Consider the following 20,552-nt stretch of genomic DNA (forward strand, 5'->3'; position numbering starts at 1 on the left):
GTAACGCTGTTCGCCCTGTCGAACCTGTGGATGGCCCGTCGACATTTGCTGACGAATGCAGGAGAGGTGAGCCTGTAATGTGGGAAATGACCGCTGCGAGGTGCTCGCGGCGGCCAGAAACACCGAAATGAGCGGATGACTTGATCGTTTTTGATCAGTTTTCCGCTTTCAAAATCAGCGGAGGCTGAAGTTGACCGGAAATACAGGGCTACTTCAGACCATCCCTAGGTAATTATTCGGAAAACAGAAAGAATGTTTGCGGCTGCTTTTCAGTCTTTTGCAGTGAGTTCACCAGCGCCTCATCCAGCAAATTCCCCGCCTTATCGCTATCCGCTGCTCCCGGCAGCACAGGAGGTTTGATCTTGATCCCCGAGCCCTTGCCCGGCGCGCCGCCGGCGTTGATTTTGGCTTGTGGGCCGAGCAGGGTGATGCCGCCGGGGTCGAGTTTTATAAAGCTGCCGCCGGCTTTGATCGTCAGTTCGACGCCGGCTTCGATGACCATTTTTTGCCCGGCTTTGAGGTGGATTTCGCGGCCGGCTTTGGTCAGTTGCGCGGTGCCGAGTTTGATGTGCTGGTTTTGCCCAACGGTGAGGTGGTCGTCGGGTTTGACTTCGACTTTGCGCTCGGTTTTCACCGTGAGGTTTTCTTCGGCCAGCAGCTCGGTGTAGCTGTTGGCTTCGACGGTGTCGTGGCGTTCGTTACCGACGCGGATCTTCTGGTCGTGCTCGATGTTCTCGTCCCAGTCGCGTTGGGCGTGCAGGTAGATCTGTTCGGCACCTTTCTTGTCTTCGATGCGCAGCTCGTTGTAGCCGCCACCGCCCGGTGTGCTGAGTGTTTTGAACACGGTGCGGGTTTTGTTTGCGGGCAGGTCGTAGGGCACCACGTGCTCGGCGTGGTACAGGCAGCCGGTGACCAGTGGTTGATCGGGGTCGCCTTCAAGGAAGGTCACCAACACTTCCATGCCGATTCGTGGAATGGCGATGCCACCGTAAGCATCGCCAGCCCAGCTGGAGGCCACGCGCAGCCAGCAACTGGTGGTGTCGTCGGCCTGGCCTTCGCGGTCCCAGAAGAACTGCACCTTGATCCGGCCGTACTCGTCGCAGTGGATTTCTTCACCGGCCGGCCCTGTGACTACAGCGGTTTGGCTGCCCAGTACGCGCGGTTTTGGATGCGCCAGTGGTGGGCGGAAAGGCACGTCCCACGGCGTGGCGATAAAGTGGTTGCGGTAGCCCTGCTGGAAACCGTCGCTGGCTGCGGTATGGCTGGTGACGGACTCTTCCAGCACCTGCGGCTGTTTGCCCTGGTGAATCACCTCATGCAGCAGCCAGAGGTCGTTGTAGTCCTGGCGCGGGTGGTCGGAGATTTCGAGGAAATGCCCGCTGACCAGCTTTGGCTGATCGCCCCGGCCTTCGGCCAGGCGATAGTCGGCGCGATGCCGTTCCAGGTTGCGTTGGCTGAGATGCTTGCCGCGTGTGCGGTCAACGAACCGGCCGGGGTAGTCGTAATCCTCAAGGTCCGGCAGCGGCTTGGCCTCGGGGTCGCGCTCTTCCTTAAACGCCGCCTCCATCAGCAAACGTGGCTGTTCGAAGTCGTAATCACGGCGGGTGATGCGGCTGGTGCGGGTTTCCAGGCGCACGGCGAAGCGCTTGATCACCGGCTCATCGGCGGTCATGCCGTTGTCTTGCAGGTAGGCGGTGGGTTGGCCGAGTCTGCCAAACGCAGTCTGGTCATCACCAAAGGTCAGTACGTGGCCCTGACTGCTGTGCTGGAAGTGGTAGTGAATGCCTTCCTCTTCGCATAGACGCTGGATGAAGTGCAGGTCGCTCTCGTCGTACTGCACGCAGTAATCGCGCTCCGGGTACACCGTGGGGCCGAGCAGGAACTGGTAGCCGCCTTCGACTATGCCGTGCTCTTGCAGCACCTGAGCAACAATCTGCGGCACCGTCAGGTGCTGGAAAATGCGCTGGTTGGTGCGCAGGGCTAGGTAGCTCAGCTGCGGCACGATGCTCAGTTTGTAGCGGGTCAGGCGCTTGCCGGATTCGGCTTGGGCGACCTGATAGATCAGGCCGTGAATGCCTAGGTCGTCTGGGGTAAAGGCGAGGAAGGCGCGCTGATGCAACAGGCTTTGCAGATCCAGCTCGGCGTTCTCGCTGATCAGCTCCACCTCGAAACGATAAGGCTGACTGATGGCTTCGCGGCCGCTGAACTCGAGCACTTGCAGGTCGTGCTCAAGGCCTTCGATGCTTAGGCTGAAGTGGGTTTCATTGGCCGGGTTGAACATAGTCATTTCCTTGTTAAAAGATCATCCATTGGTGTTGCTAGGTGCCGTTGGGCTTCGTGCCTCAGCGCCAACCTACGAGTTGCGCCACAGCCAGCGCCGCCACCCGCTGGGCGTGGGTTGGCGAAATACTTCGAGCAACTGTGCGCAACTGATATTGCGCTGCGCTTCATCGAACGCCAGCGCGGTACGCACAGCGGGCCAGCAATGCGTTGGTAACTGCTCTGGACGCTGCAGCTGCTTATCCAGCTCCATGACCTTTGCCTGTTTGGCGCTTTGCCGGCTGAACGGATGGCGTCCACTGGCCAGTTCATACAGTACGCACGCCACGGCATAGACATCGGCAGCGGCGGTCAGCGGCGCACCGTCGAGCAATTCCAGGGCGGCGTAGCGCGGCGTCCAGGCGGTGAAGCGGTTGCGGCACAGGCGCGGCAGGCCAGGCAGCAGACCTTCCACGGGCTGGCCGAGACCATAATCGAACAGGCGCAGGCCGTCTTCGGCGAGCATCACATTGCTGGGCTTCAGGTCGCCATGCAGCACGCCGAGGCTGTGCGAATAGCTCAGGGCATCGAGCAGAGCGATGGCGATTTCCTGCAGTTCGCTCCAGGGCAGGCCTTCGGGGCGTTCGCTAAGTAGCTGGTCGAGGGTCAGGCCCTTGAGCAGCTCCAGAGTGAGGAAGGCGCGCTGGCTTGGCACATCCACCTCGAAGCCGAACAGGCGCACTACATGCGGGTGATTGATCCGTGCGGTGAGGGCGAACTCGCTATACAGCAGCGAGTTGGCGTCCGGGTATTCGGCGAAGTCATCGCTGAGGGTTTTCAACGCCACATACGGCTCGGGGTCACCGAACTGTTCGCGCAGCAGATCACGGGCGCGATACACCGCACCCATGCCGCCGACGCCGAGCAGGCGCTCGATCTTGTAGCGGCCGCCGAGCACTTCCGGCAGTTCGCTGAGTACTTCACGCGGGGCTTGCGTAGCCGGTTTGGCGGCAGTCGCAGCCAGGGCGAAGTAGGTCAGGTCGCTGGCCGGGCTGCTGGCCAGCTGCAGTTCATCGAGCAACTGTTCACTCATCCATGAGCCCTCATCGGCGAATCACCACCGCACTCAGGTTGTCCCGCGCGGGGCCGTCGAGGGCCTGCTGGAACAAACGATTCAGCGTCAGCTGCGGTGACGGCAGGTTCAGCGCTGCGCCCAAAGCATCGGCCGACAGGCCCTGGTACAGGCCATCGCTGCACAGCAGAAAGGCATCGCCAGGCAGCACATCCAGTTCGAGGATCTCCAGCTTCAGCTCGTCACTGGCACCGATGGCGCGGGTCAGCGCGTGCGCTGCCGGGTGCCGAGCCGCTTCACTGGGGCTCAGTTGCTGTTCATCGATCAGTTGCTGCAGCAGCGAGTGATCGCGGCTGAGCTGATACAGCCGACTGCCGCGCCACAGATAGCAGCGGCTGTCGCCGGCCCATACGCAGGCGGCACGGTCGCCTTCGATCAGCAGCGCCACCACCGTGCTGCCGATCACCGGGTCGGGATGGGCGGCGGTGACCGTCAGCTCCTGGCCGAGGCGCCGGTTCAGTGAATGCAGGCGCTTGCGCAGTTCATCCAGACGCTGCGGCAAATCGCCTGCGCTTGGCTCGGCCAACTGCTCGACAATCAAGCGGCTGGCCAGGGCACCGTTCTGGTGTCCGCCCATACCGTCGGCAACCACCCACAGGCCCTGCTCTGGCAGGGCCAGAAAGGCATCCTCGTTGCGCGCCCGCACCTTGCCGGTGTCGGTACGCGCAGCGCTGCGCCAGAGGTTGGCAACCTCCTGCATCAGAGCGTGGCCGGCAGTTTGAAGCTGCGCAGCTGGTCGAGGTCAAACGGGTTCGGCGAGCGCTGGCTGTGCAACAGGTAGTTGGTACGCAAGCCGCCCAGGTCGGCCTTGAGCATCAGCACGTCACGACCACTGTGGTAGTCCACGCTCATCAGGTCGAGCAGACGGAACAGCGACCAGGGGCCGGTGTTTTTCTCGATCCCCACCTTGCGTCCACCGAGCTCTTCCACAACCAGGCTGGTGCGGCCTTCATTGGCCTCGGTCGGCCAGCTGAAGGCGGTTTGCACGATAGGTCCGTGGCGGTATTCCATCTGCTGGTTGCCGAAACGGAAATCGGCGCGGCCCAGGCTGGAATCCAGCGAGTAGGGTTCGAGCTTGAACAGGACTTTTGGCTCGTTGGGATTCTCGGCAAAGAAGCTGCGGCGGATAGTTTGCGCATGGCTCATCTGCAACAGGAGCTCGCGCGACAGCGGTAGGCCACGGCCATCCATGCGGCGCAGTTGATACTGGCCGGCGGTGCCACTGACGAAGGGCTTGAGATAGCTGTCGAAGAAGCGCTCGGCAATACCCTGAGCCTTGAAGAACTCGCGGAAGTCGGCAATCGCCACATCGCTTTCGCTGTGCGCGCTGAACGGATAACGCTGCTTCAACGAGCCATCGTAAGCGGCATAGAGCTCGCTCTTATAGCGTTGGTTGAGGTAGTGGTAGGCGTCGTTGAGCACCAGCATCCAGCTGTCTTCGGCGAGCAGGCCGAGCCAATTACCAACCGGTTGCGGCAGCCGCGCGGCACTGCTGCGTACCTGGTTGATCGCATCACGCTGGCCGCCCATGCGCGCCTTGGCCAGCTCGAACGCAGCCTGCTCCGGTGCGCTGGCGTGGGCCAGGCTGGCCAGTTGCAGTTGCAGGGCATCCAGCGCTTGCATGCTGGCCGCCAGCTCAGCCCCGGCACCGCCATTTTCATCAAGCAGGCGGTGCAGCGGTTCGAAGCGGCGCTCCAGGGTTTTACGTGCGGTATCCGGCAGGTTTTTCACCAGTGCCGCTTGCGCCTGTTCGGCGGCAGCACCGGCGAGCTTGGCAACTTTGCCCAGCTTGCCCTTGGCGCCTTTCAGGGCGTCGGCTGCCGCGCCAGCATCATCCGCCGCTTCGGCCATGCCTTTGAAACGGGTGTTGTCACGTACTTCGACCAACAGCTGCAGCAGCGGCGAATTGGCTGCCGTGAGGCTGGACAGTTGTATAGCGCCCTGATTGGCGCTGCCGATCGGGTCCAGCGACAGCTGCGCGATGGCCTCACCCCAGTAGTTGGCGTAATCGCGGAAGTACAGCTGTTCCATCTCCACCAACAGGCGGCTGAGGTCGCTGCTGCTGAGGGTGTCGCTGTCGCCCAGTACCCAGTTATCGCGCAGCAGTTCGCGTACCAGGTCGGCACCCTTGGCGGTAAAGGTTTTCTGGTAGCCAGCCTGGGTATAGAAGCCTGGAATGGCGTAGTCGCTGCCGACAAATACCCCGGCTTGTGGACCGAGCCTCTGGCTCAGACGGTACTCCGGCAGGCTGCGGGCCTGGTCGCGGAGCATGCGATACACCACATTGGCCAGCGATTCGCTGCGCAGGATCTTGCGCGCTTCGGCGACCAGTGGCGCGTTGAGCGAGTAGGGCGTAAACGACTCGGACAGCAGGCGGTCGAAGTGCTCGTTGAGGCCACGCTGACCGACGCTGTTGCCGGCATAACGCAGCGACCAATCGGCTGCCAGCCACTCTTGCAGGAAGGCTTTGTCGCGGCGCTCTTCGAGGTTGAGCATGAGGTAAGCGCGCAGGCTGTTGAGCAGGCGCTCACGGTCATTGAGGTTGGCGCGAACCTGGGCTTCCAGCTGACGGCCAACACGGCTTAGCAGCAGGTTTTCCAACTCGCCACGATAAGCCCGTTGAACGGTCGGGTCGGTTTTTTCACCCTGATACAAACCACCGCGTTGCAGGTAGGAGGCTTGGTCCACCGGTGGGAACACCTGAGTGGCGGCGTAGCTGTGATCCAGCGCCTTGAGAGTGCGTAATGCATCGTCTTGCGCACTCAGGCCTTCGTGCTGCTGAATCAGTTGCTGAGCCAGATCGCGCAGTTGTTCCAGGCGGCCGTGGTTGCCGGAAAAACCATTGGCCCAGACCACACCAAACACACCGAGCACGACCAGGGCCGTGGCGTACATGGCGCGCTGGCCCCAGTCGATACGACGGACTTCTTTTTGATCCAGCCCGGCCAGGTCGGCCTCGGGGAAGATCACGCGGTTGAGCACATGATTGATAAAGCGTGCGCGGCCGCTGCGGAAGGTCGGCAGGGCGCTGCTGGCCAAGCCGAGGTTGCGACCAATACTGCTGGTGCTTGCATCGAGTTGGTCATTCAGTTCCGGTGCGCTGGTCAGGTAGAAACCACGCAACTGGCTGGCGCGCTGATAGCGGTTGCCGCTGAACGCCAGCTCGCTGAACAGGCACAGACGCTCGCCCAGCAGGCCGAGTTGGTGCGGGAAGTCGAGGATGCGGCCACGGCGCTGGGTGTCGCGCTCCTGGTGCATGCGCAGGATCACCTGGCTGTTGAGGCGGCGCAGCAGCTCTTCGAACTCCTGGCGGATCACTTGTACGTCGGTGGCGTTCTGCTCCTTGCGGAAGCTGGCGCCGAGCACCTGATCGCTTTCTTCACGTGACAGCTGGTCGAAGAACTCATCGAAGCCCAGCACCTTGTCGGCTTTACTCAGCACCAGGTACACCGGTACGTTGGCGCCAAGGCGCTGATGAATATCCTGCAAACGCTGACGGGTCTGACGCGCGAGGTTTTCCAGTTCGACTTCGCTACCGCCTTGCAGGTACTCGACGGGGATATTCACCAGCACACCATTGAGCGGGCGCGCGCGGCGTTTGCGCAGCAGGCCGAGCAGGGTTTCCCAGGCGCGGCCGTCGATGGCCGGGTCAGGCTGGGTCAGGTAGCGCCCGGCGGTGTCGATCAACACGGCGTGGTCGGCAAAGTACCAGTCGGCGTAGCGCGTGCCGGATACGTCCTTGGTCATGCGTTGCTGGTCACCACGGTTGAGTGGGAAGTCCAGGCCGGAGAAGTCCAGCAGGCTGGTTTTACCACTGCCTTGTGGGCCGAGCAGCATGTACCAGGGCAATTCACTGCGCCATTTTTCGCTGCGGCCACGGTACAGGCTGGAGCGTTTCAGGGTATGCAGCGCCTGCTTGAAGCGATGGCGCAACTCCATCTGTTCTTCATTGATCAGGCCTTCACGGCGCAGGCGCTCTTGGGCGTCGGCGTCATCTTCTTCGGCCTTCTTGCGGGCGGTGGCCTTCCAGCTGGCGAACACCATGGCCAGGCCCCAGATCAGGAACAGCAGGCTGATGCTCAGCAAGCGGCTGGTGGCCGATTCCCAGAACTTGTAATCACTGACCGCCAGCAGCGGGCCGACGAACCACACCAGCAACGCCAGCACCAGTACCAGGCACAGGCTCCAGACCCAGGTCTTGCGGAAAAAAGCGGCTAACTTGCCGAAGAAACTCTTCATTTCGTCTCATCCATGAATACACCCGCGGACGGGTCAAGTTGCTCGTATGGCTGCAAAATTGTTTCGCGCTGCTCGCCCAGTACCCAGGCAAAACCGCCATACATCACTACCAGGCAAACCACTGTGAACAGTGCCACCAGCCACCACGGCACGATGCGCACCAGGCGTCGGCGGGTGTCTTTCAGGCCCTGCCAGTGCGGCGAGACTTCGCGCGGCACGTCACCGCGCATCTGGCGGATCTGCCGATAGAGGCTGTCGCGCACCGCTTCCAGTTCGAGCATGCCGCGTGGCAGAACGCGGTATTTGCCCTCGAAACCGAGCGACAGACACAGATACATCAGCTCAAGCATCGGCAGGTGCTTGACCGGGTTGCGCGACAGGCGCTCGAGCAGCTGGAAGAACTTCTCACCACCGAAGGTTTCGTTGTGGAAGCTCGACAGCAGGCTCATCTGCGACCACGTGCTCTCATTGCCCCACGGCGTGGTCACCACGGCTTCATCGACCACGGTGCAGAGCACGTAACGGGCGGCCATCACCTGGCTGCTTTCCGCACCCTCATGCAGGGCGCGGTGCTCGAACAGCTTGATGGCGCTGGACAGACGTTGGTTGAGCGCGTGCATGTCTTCACTGTCGAAGCTGTGCTTGAGCCGCACGACTTCCGAGAGCAGGTTGGCGGCGGCAGCCACCAGCGGATTGAGGCTGATATTGAAGCTCTCGGCCGGGCGCAGACGTGCGGCGTAGATCATCCGCTCTTCCAGCTGTTCGAACTTCGGCGGTGCGGCAAAATCGGTCAGCGGGCTGTGCGCTGGGGCATCACCTTTACGGTTGAGGATGACGGTTTTGTCGTCCTGGCCGTATTCCATTTCCTTGGTAGTCATCGTCAGTTCCTGATCGCCCAGAATTTCATCTCAAGCCCGGAGAACTCGCCGGACACGTGGAAAGCGAAGCCGCCGGAGCGTTCCAGTTGCGCCAGGTCTTCGGAGCCCAGTTCCAGGGCGAAGTAGGTTTTGCCCGAATGGAAGGGGATCTGCCGTGGCGCCACGGGCATCGGTTTGACCTTGATCCCCGGCAGGTGCAGGTTGACCAGTTGGCGGATCTGCTCCACTGGGCCGACCTTGAGGTGCGCCGGCAGGCGGTTACGCAGCTCTTCCGAGTCGCATTGGGCGCTGGCCGCGAGGACGAAGGTGGAGGTGGCGAGCAACTTGTGGTCGTGCAGCGGCGACACTTGAATGCCGTACTGACGCTGTTGCAGGAGCATTTCGATAGCGTGCTGCTCCAGTACCATCGACAGCACCTGACGGATTGCATCCATCAACTTGCGGAAGCTGGTGCCCTGATCGCTGTGCAGGTAACGGCCTTCCAGGCGCGGGCGTTTGATCTCGCTGGAGAAGGTCGCCAGCTCGCCGAGCAGGCCGAGCAACTCGCGGTAGATCTGCTCCGGGTGCACCTGTTCGATGCCCAGGTAATGACGCAGCACCGGCTCGAAGCGGTTGATCAGTTGCAGCATCATAAAGTCGCCGACTTCCGCACCGCCGACCTTGCCGGTGGCGCGAATCCGTTCGGCGAGGATGTCGCCACGGTGCGCGAGCATGCTGATCACTTCTTTCAGGCAGCTGAGCAGGTAGCCGGATGCCTGGAGGTTGACGTAGGTCGGGATGAACTCTGGGTCAATGCTGATCACCCCGTCCGGGGTGGTGTCGAGCACATCGCACAGTTGCAGTTTGACGTAGGCCTGGTCGCTCTGGTGTTCACCCAGCAGCAGGCGGAAATCCGGGCGGCCGCAGCTGACCTGACTCGACGCGCTGTCGCCGGCGTTGGAATCGGCCACTTCTTCATCGAATGCGGTGAAACGTGCCAGTACGTCCTGCTGTTCCGGGCGGCGGCTCTCGATATGGTTGCCGGTGACCAATGGCAGGGCCAGGTAGACCGGGGTGTTACCGGTATTCGGCGGCACGTCGAGAGCCAGTGGCTCGCGCTCAGCACCGATATCGAACAAGGTGCCATCGGGCAGGATGCCGCTGGCCTTGCTTACGACCAGCTTGCCCATGTTGAGGAACTGGCGGTCGATCTCCAGCTCGAAAAAGCCCCAGGCGTAGCTGTCGAGCTTCTGCGTGCGGGTTTTCAGCTGGTAATCGTAGTAACGGTCGTTCTGCTGGAAGTGCTGCGGGCGCAGCAACATGCCTTCCTGCCAGACCACTTTATGCATGGCCATGGCTTAGTCCTCGTCCTTGTCGGCTTTATCCGGGGCTTGAATGCCTTTGGCATCCAGCGTCAGCACGCTGTAGTTGTGCTCTTTTTCCTGCAACACAATCACTGTGCGCCAGTTGCTTTCTGGCAGGTCGCGGTAAGCGGCCAATACACCGACATAGCGGCTGCCAGGCTGTACCGAGAGTTTCAGTTTGCGCTGCTCACCAGGACGCAGCTCCAGCTCTTCGAGCACCACCATGTCCGGCGACAGGGCTTCTTTCGGGCGCTGGTACAGCGAAAAGAAATCGGCTGTTTCAAACGACACAGGGTGCTTCAGCTCGACCAGTCGCAGGACGATCGGTGAAGGGCGGCCATTGAGGTCCGGATTGAGTTCGTCCCGACCGTTCAGGGTCAGGTCGAGTTTGGTCATGTCCGAATAGGGCGACAGTGCGGCGCAGCCTGTCAGGCTGAGCAGGGCGGCCAACAGGGCCAGGGGGAGCAAGCGGTACATGGAAATCATCCTTGAACGTCGTTGTTGAGGGTGGCGATCAGGCGAACCTGCTCTTCATAGGTGCGGGCAAAGTCGCGGGCGAACAGACGGTCGCTCCAGTCGTCGTTCTGCTCCAGCGCGCTGTGCAGGCGCCGGTAAGCGCGCCAACGGCTGCCCGCAGTGGCGATCAGTGGCTTGCGCCCTTCACGCTCGAAACGCAGGCTCAGTTGCTCAGGCGACAGCTGCTCGAACATGCCTTTGACGGCCGCGCGGCTGGCCGCCAGCAGCGCCACCTGATGCGCCTGCAGGTCACGGAAGCTGCGGCTGATGGTCTGCTCGGCACTGAGTTGCCCAGCCTTGCCGCCACGCAACAGCGCGCTCAGCGCTTCACTGCTGTCGGCGGTGTGTTTGAGTGGGTTGTTGCCAGCGCTCTGCACCGTGGTCAGGGCCAGGCGCAGCTCGTTTTTCAGTTCGCTACGGGTGCGCAGGCTCTGTTGCAGGCTGCCGACGCTCTGCTTGAGCAGCTTGGCGGCATTCAGCGCCAGCGCTTCGCGGGCGTCATCGTCAAGGTCATCCAGTTTGACCCCGAGTGCTTCGCCGAATTTTTCCCAGAAGCTCAAAGGCAGGCGCACCGGTTCCGGCGCGGGCTTGGGCGGCGTGATTACTGGCGGTGCAACCAGCTCCGGTACCAGCAGGTTCTCTTCATCGATCTGCGCGTAGTCGCGTTGCTGCGCATGCACGTTGTGCGGCTGCAGCACGGCCGTCAGGTCATCGGCTTGGGCGTACACACGCTCCTGCTGATCAAGCGCGGTCATCGGGTCAAGATCAAGAAAGGCGTCATCCGGAATGATGCTGCCGGCCGGCTGCGCACGGCCGATATCGCCGGCGAATATGGCCGGGTCCTGAATCAGCCGCGCCCGCAGCTCGAAATCACCAAAGCAATACACGCTGCCATGTTCGATACGCTGGGCCTCACCCTTGCGCAGACTGGCGCCCGTGTCTTTCAGCTGAATACCGTTGCTGCTGGTATCGGTCAGATAGAAGGAGCCATTGCGATAGCTCACCTCGGCATGCCGGCTGGACAGCACACGCTTGCGATCGGGAATCACCCAGTCGCATTCCTCCGCCCGACCAATAATGCCGCCGGCCTGCTTGAAGGTTTTGGTGGTCAATAGACCTGGCACGAACTGCTGTGCACTGACCACATCGAAGACCAGTTCCATGGTTGTTAACTCCTTGCGGTCAGTTGCCGCGTTTCACTGCTTGCGGTTCGCCCAGGGGGCGGTATTCGTCGTCGCTGAACTTGTAATTGCCGCTGCAGGCGGAGAGGCATAGAGCCAGGGCGAGCAGGGCGAGGGTGTGGCGGGGTAAGTGCATGCGGATTTCCTCCTTGAAAACGTGAGTGGCAACGGCAGTCACCGTTATAGTGGCGAAGTGATGCACAGGGGCCGGCATTGGAACGCAAGGTTTGGCCTTGCAAGGTTGACCTGGTTCAAGGAATCGGCGGATGACTGCTTGAAAGTGGGAGCTGTACCCGCAGGGGTTGTGTTGGCCTTCACTGATGTTCCTTGTGTATTTGCGGGGCATCGACTCACCACCACAGACCGTGTGTTGTTTGCCATTTGCAACTCGCTCTCCCTGCCTGATTAAGGCGGGGCAAATGCTTGCGCCCCTGGGATGGATCAGAGGGTCAATATTGAAAGCAACTAGAGTCATGCGTATTGGCGGGTACTTGGCCCCGGTATACGGGCCAGCTGGGGCGGCTTTCTGTTTTCGTTATGCGCTTGCCAGCGTGCGACCGACTTCTCGAACTCGGGGTGGCTATCAGCCTGGCCATATACTGCGCTGGACGTGATTGGCTGCCGTGCCAACAGTTCCAGGCGCTGGAGCGTCATACTCAGCTTGTCGATTTCGACTGTTACGTCTTCTTCGATTGCGGCTTTGGCTTCCTGGTAGTTACGGCGCAGATCCCAGGTTGGGATAGAACGATGACGTGGGTCATTTTTGTATTGCGACCAAGTGACGTTCTTCCACTGGCGTAATTTTTTGCCGTATATCTGGATCTCCTCGGCGAGCCACTCTTGTTCTCGGTTGGTTAGAGTGCTACCACCGCGCTTGAGGCTTTCCTGCCAGCGCAGCAAGGTGGCGTGGCACGCCGGGATATAGCCACCGAGCATCGTATGATCCAGGACGGACAGGCTACTGCGTTCGGGCATATCACCTTTCAGGGCCTGGTAGTTGTAGCGGGCGCAAGTGGCTTGCTCGATACCCGCGCAACCAGGCTTCCAGAGCACAGAAGTTGCCGGCCCATCGGCTTGCGGCAGCGGCATAAAGTGCCATTGCTGGCCATGATGCTGATAGTTGTCGCCGCTAAAGTTGTATACGCCAGCGAGGAACAGCAGCGCCCCCACGCCGGTGGACCCGCCGATCAAGGCGGCAGCGCCCGGCCATAGCAAGGTCCCTTTGGTATCCATCCAGGGTGCTGGCACGGTGGGGATCAGGTCGTTATGGTTGACGATGCGGTGGTGGGTCAGCGCGCTAGCGCCTTTTACAAAGCCCTCGTCGCCGGCGCGTGGAGAGCCATAGGTGTAGAGCAGCACGTCTTCGGACAAATTATTTCTTAGCCATTCGGCCATCAACAAAGCGATGGCCCCTCCCAGGCTATGGCCGCAAACCACTATTTTCTGATTGTTCCTGCGGAAAGCGTCCAGATAGGGCACTACAAAATCGCGCACAGCTTTAAAGGACTCATGGAAACCATGATGGGCTTGGCCCTCACCCGCCTCATTAGGCACTTGAGTGGCATTCACGTCGCGTACCCAGTCGGCAATTTCCTGAGTGCCACGGGCAACGATCAATATCATCCGATCATCATGGGTAATAAAGGCCTGGGCCTCACCAAGTGTGCCGCGCAGGATATTTGCAGGCTGATGCAGAAAGTGCACGGCTTGCGGTGTTCTGCGCTCCTCATTCAAACCGGCAAAGTGCTCATCATCATAGGGCACAATTTCCAGCCGTTTTGAGTAGGGCACTTCCTCGGTCAGCAGGTGATAGGGGGTTGCGCCGCCAAAGGTATCGGGTTCCGCGCAGTGCGCCAGCGTGGTGTCCAGTACATGGCCGAGGGTGCCGGGAACTGAATAGGGTGGCTTTGCTTCGCCCTTCGGGTCTTCTTCAAAAGGCAGATTGAACGGGGCATAGGATTGCGTGGCCATCAGGGCAAACTGGTAGGCATCCAGCGTATTGAATTCTTTGCTGAGGGAAAGCAGCGGCCGATAAGCGCGCAGGGCTTTGACCTCCAGCACATGGTGCTGGCCAGTAAGCAGGGCAACCCCTGTGGCCGCGGGGGCTTTTTGCTGCACACAGGTTGCAAGATTATCCGCAGGTTTTGGAGCCAAGGTGGCGTCCGGCACAGGTAGGTGGCTGGTAACTGTTACCAGGCTGCTGACCTCTATCCGGTAGAAGGTGGCTTTTTCTTGTTGGACGCGCTGCTTGGCTTCAAAGGTCTTACCACTCGCATCCCTAGGGCCTCTAGGCGACTTTTCGGCAGCTACCTGTAAGGCGGTCAAGGGGAGTGGGAAACCTCGGCGCTCCATGAGGTCTTTATACCAAGGATCAGCATCCACATATGGGGCTGTGAAACTCAGCAAAGCAGGGCCGGCGTAGATGTTATCGATGCGTGCATAGCCTTCTGCATCCAGCGTGCCGGAATGATGTAGGCCTTGGTTGTCGGTCAACTCGTAGGCCAGGCCTGCATAGGGCTCTCCCTTGCCATGTTCGTCCACTAGACGAAAGCTCAGCCAATTACCCGCTAACGGGCATTGCAAAGTATTGCTTGCACTCATGGTGTTTATCCCTGTCACTCGGTGCAGTTCGGGTAGACCGTGCAGGTCTGCCCATTCCTTTTGAAGGTTTTAAACTGGGGGGGGGTGTACATGCTTCTTCAGTAATTCTTCCCCAGTTGTTAAGGCAGGGCTTCCAGCCGGCAGGTGTTTTTAGCCAATAACTATGCATGGCAGGCTGTTCTTCTGGGGAAAGACGGAAGCGCATATTGACGGTCTTGCCGGAAAGTTCGTCCCGGTCCAGTGCGGTGCCTACGCCCTGCCGCTTGAAGCGATCATCCGTAACTTGCCACTGTTCATCGGCCCCGTAGCAGTAAAGAAGCTTCGCAATGCCTCCTTTGCGTGCCAGCGCGTCGCTGATTTGAAAGAACCAGGTACAGAGTCCACGAACTTCCAGGGTACCGTTTGCCGGAAAGCGCGGTGCTTGCTCCGGGCGCTTGTCGTAGATCTTCAGACCGCCGCCGGAAGGGAACTTGTCGAATACCGGATCAGGGCCGTAGTGTCCCACTACCTTGAAATCGACCGAAGCCAGTTGCAATGTGCAACCTACCAGTTTGTAGCTCAGCGGTATTTGTTGCTTGATCTGTTGGGGTTGCGGGTTGCGCTCAGTTTCGAAGATCGCGAAGTGCTGATTGAGTTCAGTAACTTCTTTGCCAAGCCCATAGCTATAGAAGGTGCGCGTACAGCCTTCGCGTTGAGTGGGGTTGTAGGTGGCGGTGATTTTTGAAGAAAAATCAGCGGGTAATTCACCCACCAAAGTAAAGTGCTCAAACCCCGGTACTGCCAAGTTTAGTGAGCTGCATGCGCTGCTACCGACAAGTGCGCTTGTAAGTAGCAAGGTTTTAATCAGTTGCCTTTTCACTAATTGAGTCATATCTCTCACGCCGTGCAGTCGGGAAAACATAAGTTCTAATTAAAAGCGTCAAAAGGGACTAGCAAGGTATCGATCGAAATGTCGATTGGCAGTGAAGCTAATGTGATTACTGGACATACCACCGTCATCCAGCAGAATACAGTTGCGCCATTGGCTTCTTTGTTATTGTTATTCAGACCTGGCAACATAAGATTGCCTTGTGTTCCTTTGTAGTAATTACTTTCTATGGCGGTGTTTTCGGACCTTCCGATAAAAGTTCCGCAAGCCGTCAGACAAAGTAACGTTGCCACTAAGAATCCAGTGCGTATTACAGTGCACACACTAATTCCCCTTCTGAATTTTTATATTGATTGGCGCTTGGCTGCACAACATTTCCGTTGTGTAGAATTTTGCAGGCAGCCAACTCTCGGCTAGTACGTGCGAAGTGCACGTCTGGGGTTTCGCCATCTAAGGCGGCCCATGCGGAATGATCGATAAGTGCAGGTTCAAGTTGATACTGAAGAAGAAACTGAATGCGTTCCAACGACTGCCACTGCCATCTTTGGGCTTGCTCAAGTTGTGCGTCCAGCCAGCTGTTCACAGGCTGTGTCTCGGCTAGCTGAGCGGTTGCAGTGCTGTGGTTCTGCCACAACCACTGCTCCAGGTTATGCCGCAGAATTTCCTGGGTGACGGCCTCAGGCTCTGCAAGCTCCTGCCAGGGCTTGTCGAATGGAGCTGAGTACAGAGCCGGGTGCTGGTTATTGAAGGTCTGCCAAGCTTGGCCGTCCCAGCATAGAGCGCTGTTTAATGGCCCCAGCAGCAAGGGACGTTGAGCGTCGCTGAGCTCGGCAAGATGGCGGGCGATTACGCGGTTGTCCTGGAAACGGTAGAGCGCGCGTTGCGCTTGCTCATCGAGCAACAGGCGTTCGCGCCAGTGCTGGGCAAGGGCGACTAGATCAATGTGGTCTGCGCTGGCCAGCCAGCCCCAGTCGCTCTCAGGTGTATTGAGCAGCGTTTGTACAAATGCGGTATCAGGATTGTGCAGCCGAACGAGCCAGGGGCCGACATCCGCCATATCGGCGAACTCGGTGCCTTGGTAGAGGTTGACGTAGTCCTGCATCAGGTCCGCGCTGAACAGGGCCTTGATTGGGTCTGGTTCGGCGAGACGGTCGACGATCAACAGCAGTTCGCGTTGTTGGGCAAGCTGGTCAGCGATCCAGCTTTGAGCGACTTCGATCATGCGCGGAGTCCTGTGTCACAGATGCCATCCCGGCAGGCTTCACAAATCGGGCAGCGACTTGCGCCAATCTGACGTGCTTTGCGGGCCATTTGCAGTTGGACGTTGGCCAGGGCGAGCTGAGGCTTCTCTCCTGCCTTATCCGCATCCGCCGCCCCCGGAATAATCGGCAGCACAATGCCGATCCCAGTGCCTACGCCCGGTGCGCCGCCGGAGTTGATCTTGATGGTTGCGCCGCTGAGGGTGACGCCGCTGGGGTCGAGTTTGAGGAAGCTGCCGCCGCCGCTGGCGGTTAGTTCCATGCCGGCGTCGATTACCACTTTGCTGCCGGCGTAGTAGTGGATTTCGTTACCGGCTTCGACGAATTGGCCGGTGCCGACTTTCACATGCTGTTTTTGCCCGACGGTGAGGTGGTCGTTGCTGCGGGTTTCCACTTTGCGGTCGGCGTGGGTGGTGCGGTGTTCTTCGGCCTGGAATTCGCTGTAGCTATTGGCTTCGACCGTATCGTGGCGCTCGTTACCCACGCGGATTTTCTGGTCGTGCTCGATGTTCTCGTCCCAGTCGCGCTGTGCATGCAGGTAGATCTGCTCGGCACCTTTTTTGTCTTCGATGCGCAGTTCGTTATAACCGCCACCGCCGGGGCTGCTCAGGGTTTTGAACAGGCTGCGGGTTTTGTTGGCGGGCAGTTCGTAGGGCACCACATGTGCGGCGTGATACAGGCAGCCGGTGACAAGGGGCTGATCGGGATCACCCTCGAGGAAGGTCACCAGCACTTCCATACCGATACGCGGAATAGCGATAGCACCATAGCGGTCGCCAGCCCAGCTGGAGCTGACGCGCAACCAGCAACTGGTGGTGTCGTTGGCTTGGCCTTCGCGGTCCCAGTGAAATTGCACTTTGACCCGACCGTATTGGTCGCAGTGGATTTCTTCACCGGCGGGCCCCGTGACTACGACCGTCTGGCTGCCCAAGACTTTGGGTTTTGCATGCTTAAGTGCGGGGCGGTGCAGCACGTCCCAGGGGGTGGCACTGAAGCGGTTGCGGTAGCCCTGTTGGAAGCCGTCACTGGCTTGGGTGTCGCTGGTGACGGACTCTTCCAGCACCTGCGGCTGTTTGCCCTCGTGGTGGATTTCCGTCAGCAGCCAGAGCTGGTTCCAGTCGCTACGCGGGTGGTCGCTGAGGTTGAGATAGTGGCCGCTGAGCAGCAGCGGTTGGTCGCTTTCACCCTGGGCTAATTCGTAATCGCTGCGATGACGTTCGAGGTTGCGCTTGGCCAGGTGTTTGCCACGTTCACGCTCAACAAAGCGGCCGGGGTAATCGTAGTCTTCCAGGTCGGGGCTGAACTCACTGGTAAAAGCAGCTTCCATCAACAGCTTGGGTTTTTCGAAGTCGTAGTCGCGGCGGGTTACGCGGCTGGTGCGGGTTTCCAGGCGTAAGGCGAAGCGCTTGACCACCGGCTCATCAGCCACCAGGCCTGTGTCCTGCTGGTAGGCCGTTGGCGCGAGTTTGGGGAAGACGGTTTGGTCATCACCGAAGACCAGCACATGGCCTTGCTCGCTGTGCTGGAAGTGGTAATGAATGCCTTCTTCCTCGCACAGGCGCTGGATAAAGTGCAGGTCGGACTCGTCGTACTGCACGCAGTATTCGCGTTCTGGGTAGACGGTCTGGCCGAACTCGAACTTATAGGCGTTGCTTTGGATGCCATGTTCCTCGAGCACCTGGCTGATGATCTTTTCTACCGTCAGGTGCTGAAAGATGCGCTGGTTGATGCGGTGTGCCAGGTACGCCAGTTGCGGGCGCAGGGTGATGTGATAGCGAGTCAGACGATGGCCGGAGTCACCTTGGGCAACGCGATAAACCAGGCCATGAATGCCACCGCCATCGGCTGTGAATTCTAAAAAGGCTGGCTGATGTAGCAGGCTTTCCAGATCAAGGTCAGGGCGTTCACTGATCAGCTCGAGCTCGAATGCAAAGGGTTGGCTGATGGCCTCGCGGCCTTTAAATTCAAGCACTTGCAGATCGTGACCGAGACCGTCGATGGCCAGGGTAAAGCGGTTTGGCGCCAGGCTTGTGGCAAGGTTGGCGGCGTTGCCGGTCAAGGCGCGAACGACTGCGGAGGCCGATACCGCGCTGCTTCTGGCATTGGCTGTAACAGCCTCAGCCGGTGGCTGGGTCGTCGCGGCCGGAGCAATATGGGTTGCGGGCTTGGGGTGAAAGAGAAAATTGCGGCAAAACACACAGTGGATTTCGTCGTACTGCAGGCCGTGTTTGCTCAACTCGCTGAATACATCGCTCAGCGCGATGGTGCTGTTCTGCAACAACAGGGTCGGGGTTTTGCGGTTGCGCACGGTGAGGATGTCAACGCCTTCGAGCTTGGCACCGTAGGCAATGCTCGAGTACTGGTCGTAGCTGTACTTGGAAACCAAATAGTTACGCGTGGATTCCCCCGGTCCTTTCTGTTCGTGCGGCGCGATTTCACCGCGCATCACCTTGCCCAGGCGGGGGTCTTGCAGGGTTTTACCGTCCGGGCCATAAAACACCAGCGAGGTGTTGGCGGGCACGTTCAAGTGCATGCCAGGCATATAAGCGCCATGGCTGGTGATGATCAGTTTCTTGCTTGGCTGCCCAGAGGACTTCTGGAACAGATAGAAATGTTCGCCGAGAGCGGTTGCGTTCGCTGGAGTAGGTTTCACGCGAAGACTCCTACATGACCACGTTGCGGCTGGACAAGCACAGCGCTGACGGGATTGACGTAACTCTGATTGGCGGCGTTGAACATGCTCTTCTCCTTAAGCCTTACACGTCAGCCGGGCTGATACTCAGCCGCTGCATGCGGTACAGCAGGGTGCGGCGCGGCAGGCCCAGTTCGCAGGCGGCGCTGGTCTGGTTGCCACGGTTTTTGCGTAGGCAGTCGAGCAGCAGGCTGCGTTCGACGCGCTCCATGCGTTCGCGCAGGTTCATACCACTGTCATCCGGGCTGCTGTCCTGGCGCAGGTTGAAGTACTCGGGCAGTAGCTCGCCGCCTTCACACAACAGCACCGCGCGTTCGACCATGCCTTTGAGTTCACGCACGTTACCGGGGAAGGCGTAGCTGGCCAGTTGTTCCAGGGTGCGGTCGGCCCATCGGCAAGGGTTGCGCTGCAGGAAGGCGCTGGCCTTGTCGGCAAAGTGCCGGGCCAGGGTGAGAATGTCTTGCTCACGTTCGCGCAGGGCCGGCAGCTCGATAGGGAACTGCGCCAAGCGGTAGTACAGGTCTTCGCGGAAACGACCTTCTTCGACCAGGCTGCGCAGGTTGTGGTGAGTGGCCGAGACGATGCGTACATCGACTTTGTGCGTGCTGGTTGAGCCGAGCGGGCGCACTTCACCTTCCTGCAAGACGCGCAGCAGCTTGGCTTGCAGGCTCAGCGGCATATCACCGATTTCATCGAGGAACAGGGTGCCGCCATTGGCCGCATCGAACAGGCCTTGATGGTCGCGGTCGGCGCCGCTGAACGCGCCTTTGCGGTAGCCGAACAGTTCACTTTCCAGCAGGTTTTCCGGCAGCGAGGCGCAGTTCTGCACCACAAAGGCTTTGCTGCGGCGGAAGCCGCAATCGTGAATGGCGCGGGCTACCAGCTCTTTACCGGTGCCGGTTTCACCCGCCAGCAATACGCTGACTGGGTTGTGCAGCACTTTGCTGATCAGCTGGTAGACGCTGCGCATCGCCGGGCTGTCGCCAATCAGGCCATAGCCGCTGGCGCAGGGCGTACTGACCACGGCAACCGGCTGGTCGTCGCTCGGAGCGCGCAGGCGTTGCAGCAGGTGCAGTTGGGCGACGACAAAACTGCCCAGCTGGCCAAGCGAGTCGGCAAAGCCTTGCAGCTCCCGCGAGCGCTGGCTGGCAATCAGCAACAGGCCGGTGACGCCTTTCTGCTCATCCAGCAGCGGTTGGCACAGCAAGCTGCGCCAAGGCTGTTGCGCCTCGGGCAGGAAGCCGGTCTGGTGCAGGTTGCGGTCCAGCTCATTGAGGCTCAGCGTCTGGTTCTGGCACAGGCAGTACTGCAGCAGATGTTCGCCGTCGTAGTCGCTGGACAGGCTGGCATCCGCACGCGGTTGCAACAGGCCGTCCTGCCATTCGGCGGACAGCGTCAGGCGCGTGTGGGTATCGTCGAGCAGGTACAGCTGGCTCAGTTCGCTGCCGGACAGCTGCGCGGCACTTTCCACCAGGCCGCCGAGCAGGGCATCGCTAGTGGACGCACGCGCCAGCGTGGCGAAACGTTGCAACAGCGCTTCTGCATAGCGCAGCGGCTGCGGCACCTGACTGAACATCAGCGACA

General features: G+C 60.0%; 14 protein-coding genes and 1 pseudogene. All 15 read right to left on the bottom strand.

Going from position 1 to position 20,552, the window contains the following annotated elements; translation table 11 throughout:
• Positions 1-232: 232 nt before the first annotated feature.
• The 15 genes and pseudogenes from BLW24_RS09355 to BLW24_RS09425 all read right to left on the bottom strand — a co-directional run bounded on the left by BLW24_RS09355 (position 233) and on the right by BLW24_RS09425 (position 20,544).
• Entirely contained in the window at positions 233-2,281 is a 2,049-nt protein-coding gene (locus tag BLW24_RS09355) for a type VI secretion system Vgr family protein (RefSeq protein WP_090379569.1), read from the bottom strand.
• A gap of 72 nt (positions 2,282-2,353) precedes the next feature.
• On the bottom strand, positions 2,354-3,352 hold the full coding sequence (locus BLW24_RS09360; RefSeq protein ID WP_208600159.1) for a serine/threonine-protein kinase: 999 nt from the start codon (positions 3,350-3,352) through the stop codon (positions 2,354-2,356).
• 10 nt (positions 3,353-3,362) lie between these two features.
• Complete coding sequence (locus BLW24_RS09365; RefSeq protein ID WP_090379571.1) at positions 3,363-4,091, bottom strand: PP2C family protein-serine/threonine phosphatase; 729 nt, start codon at positions 4,089-4,091, stop codon at positions 3,363-3,365.
• Complete coding sequence (gene tssM, locus BLW24_RS09370; RefSeq protein WP_090379574.1) at positions 4,091-7,630, bottom strand: type VI secretion system membrane subunit TssM; 3,540 nt, start codon at positions 7,628-7,630, stop codon at positions 4,091-4,093. Before tssM ends, BLW24_RS09365 begins: the two co-directional genes overlap by 1 nt.
• Positions 7,627-8,508 (bottom strand): type IVB secretion system protein IcmH/DotU, encoded by an 882-nt coding sequence (gene icmH / locus BLW24_RS09375; RefSeq protein ID WP_090379577.1) that lies wholly within the window; start codon positions 8,506-8,508, stop codon positions 7,627-7,629. The genes tssM and icmH overlap by 4 nt, the downstream gene beginning before the upstream one ends.
• 2 nt (positions 8,509-8,510) lie before the next feature.
• A complete protein-coding gene (tssK, locus tag BLW24_RS09380; RefSeq protein ID WP_090379580.1) occupies positions 8,511-9,842 on the bottom strand; it encodes a type VI secretion system baseplate subunit TssK in 1,332 nt (443 codons plus the stop codon).
• A gap of 3 nt (positions 9,843-9,845) precedes the next feature.
• Entirely contained in the window at positions 9,846-10,328 is a 483-nt protein-coding gene (tssJ, locus tag BLW24_RS09385) for a type VI secretion system lipoprotein TssJ (protein ID WP_090379584.1), read from the bottom strand.
• A gap of 5 nt (positions 10,329-10,333) precedes the next feature.
• A complete protein-coding gene (gene tagH / locus BLW24_RS09390; protein WP_090379586.1) occupies positions 10,334-11,530 on the bottom strand; it encodes a type VI secretion system-associated FHA domain protein TagH in 1,197 nt (398 codons plus the stop codon).
• Positions 11,531-11,549: 19 nt separating this feature from the next.
• Positions 11,550-11,684 carry a type VI secretion protein gene (locus tag BLW24_RS09395; RefSeq protein WP_090379589.1) on the bottom strand — a complete coding sequence of 45 codons (135 nt, stop codon included), beginning with the start codon at positions 11,682-11,684 and terminating at the stop codon, positions 11,550-11,552.
• A 335-nt stretch (positions 11,685-12,019) separates the two neighbouring features.
• Positions 12,020-14,149, bottom strand: a complete 2,130-nt coding sequence (locus BLW24_RS09400; RefSeq protein ID WP_090379592.1) for a lipase family protein — start codon at positions 14,147-14,149, stop codon at positions 12,020-12,022.
• Positions 14,109-15,020: a hypothetical protein gene (locus BLW24_RS25570; RefSeq protein WP_139272656.1), complete on the bottom strand. Its 912-nt coding sequence runs from the start codon at positions 15,018-15,020 to the stop codon at positions 14,109-14,111. The genes BLW24_RS09400 and BLW24_RS25570 overlap by 41 nt, the downstream gene beginning before the upstream one ends.
• Positions 15,021-15,327: 307 nt before the next feature.
• Positions 15,328-16,239 carry a DUF4123 domain-containing protein gene (locus BLW24_RS09415; RefSeq protein ID WP_090379600.1) on the bottom strand — a complete coding sequence of 304 codons (912 nt, stop codon included), beginning with the start codon at positions 16,237-16,239 and terminating at the stop codon, positions 15,328-15,330.
• Entirely contained in the window at positions 16,236-18,302 is a 2,067-nt protein-coding gene (locus tag BLW24_RS09420) for a type VI secretion system Vgr family protein (protein WP_090387678.1), read from the bottom strand. Before BLW24_RS09420 ends, BLW24_RS09415 begins: the two co-directional genes overlap by 4 nt.
• Positions 18,303-18,470: 168 nt before the next feature.
• A pseudogene (locus BLW24_RS26970) lies at positions 18,471-18,929 on the bottom strand (putative adhesin); the annotation flags it as partial.
• A gap of 103 nt (positions 18,930-19,032) precedes the next feature.
• The gene (locus tag BLW24_RS09425) at positions 19,033-20,544 is read right to left on the bottom strand and encodes a sigma-54 interaction domain-containing protein (protein ID WP_090387680.1); all 1,512 of its coding nucleotides are present in this window, start codon (positions 20,542-20,544) and stop codon (positions 19,033-19,035) included.
• Between the last annotated feature and the right edge of the window lie 8 nt (positions 20,545-20,552).

It is taken from the genome of Pseudomonas anguilliseptica (assembly GCF_900105355.1).
In the GTDB taxonomy this organism is placed as follows: Bacteria; Pseudomonadota; Gammaproteobacteria; order Pseudomonadales; family Pseudomonadaceae; genus Aquipseudomonas; species Aquipseudomonas anguilliseptica.

What these genes read in the sequence shown, in the direction of transcription:
- BLW24_RS09355 (WP_090379569.1), bottom strand. Translation starts at nt 2,281, where the DNA reads ATGTTCAACCCGGCCAATGAAACCCACTTCAGCCTAAGCATCGAAGGC.
- BLW24_RS09360 (WP_208600159.1), bottom strand. Translation starts at nt 3,352, where the DNA reads ATGAGTGAACAGTTGCTCGATGAACTGCAGCTGGCCAGCAGCCCGGCC.
- BLW24_RS09365 (WP_090379571.1), bottom strand. Translation starts at nt 4,091, where the DNA reads ATGCAGGAGGTTGCCAACCTCTGGCGCAGCGCTGCGCGTACCGACACC.
- tssM (WP_090379574.1), bottom strand. Translation starts at nt 7,630, where the DNA reads ATGAAGAGTTTCTTCGGCAAGTTAGCCGCTTTTTTCCGCAAGACCTGG.
- icmH (WP_090379577.1), bottom strand. Translation starts at nt 8,508, where the DNA reads ATGACTACCAAGGAAATGGAATACGGCCAGGACGACAAAACCGTCATC.
- tssK (WP_090379580.1), bottom strand. Translation starts at nt 9,842, where the DNA reads ATGGCCATGCATAAAGTGGTCTGGCAGGAAGGCATGTTGCTGCGCCCG.
- tssJ (WP_090379584.1), bottom strand. Translation starts at nt 10,328, where the DNA reads ATGTACCGCTTGCTCCCCCTGGCCCTGTTGGCCGCCCTGCTCAGCCTG.
- tagH (WP_090379586.1), bottom strand. Translation starts at nt 11,530, where the DNA reads ATGGAACTGGTCTTCGATGTGGTCAGTGCACAGCAGTTCGTGCCAGGT.
- BLW24_RS09395 (WP_090379589.1), bottom strand. Translation starts at nt 11,684, where the DNA reads ATGCACTTACCCCGCCACACCCTCGCCCTGCTCGCCCTGGCTCTATGC.
- BLW24_RS09400 (WP_090379592.1), bottom strand. Translation starts at nt 14,149, where the DNA reads ATGAGTGCAAGCAATACTTTGCAATGCCCGTTAGCGGGTAATTGGCTG.
- BLW24_RS25570 (WP_139272656.1), bottom strand. Translation starts at nt 15,020, where the DNA reads ATGACTCAATTAGTGAAAAGGCAACTGATTAAAACCTTGCTACTTACA.
- BLW24_RS09415 (WP_090379600.1), bottom strand. Translation starts at nt 16,239, where the DNA reads ATGATCGAAGTCGCTCAAAGCTGGATCGCTGACCAGCTTGCCCAACAA.
- BLW24_RS09425 (WP_090387680.1), bottom strand. Translation starts at nt 20,544, where the DNA reads ATGTTCAGTCAGGTGCCGCAGCCGCTGCGCTATGCAGAAGCGCTGTTG.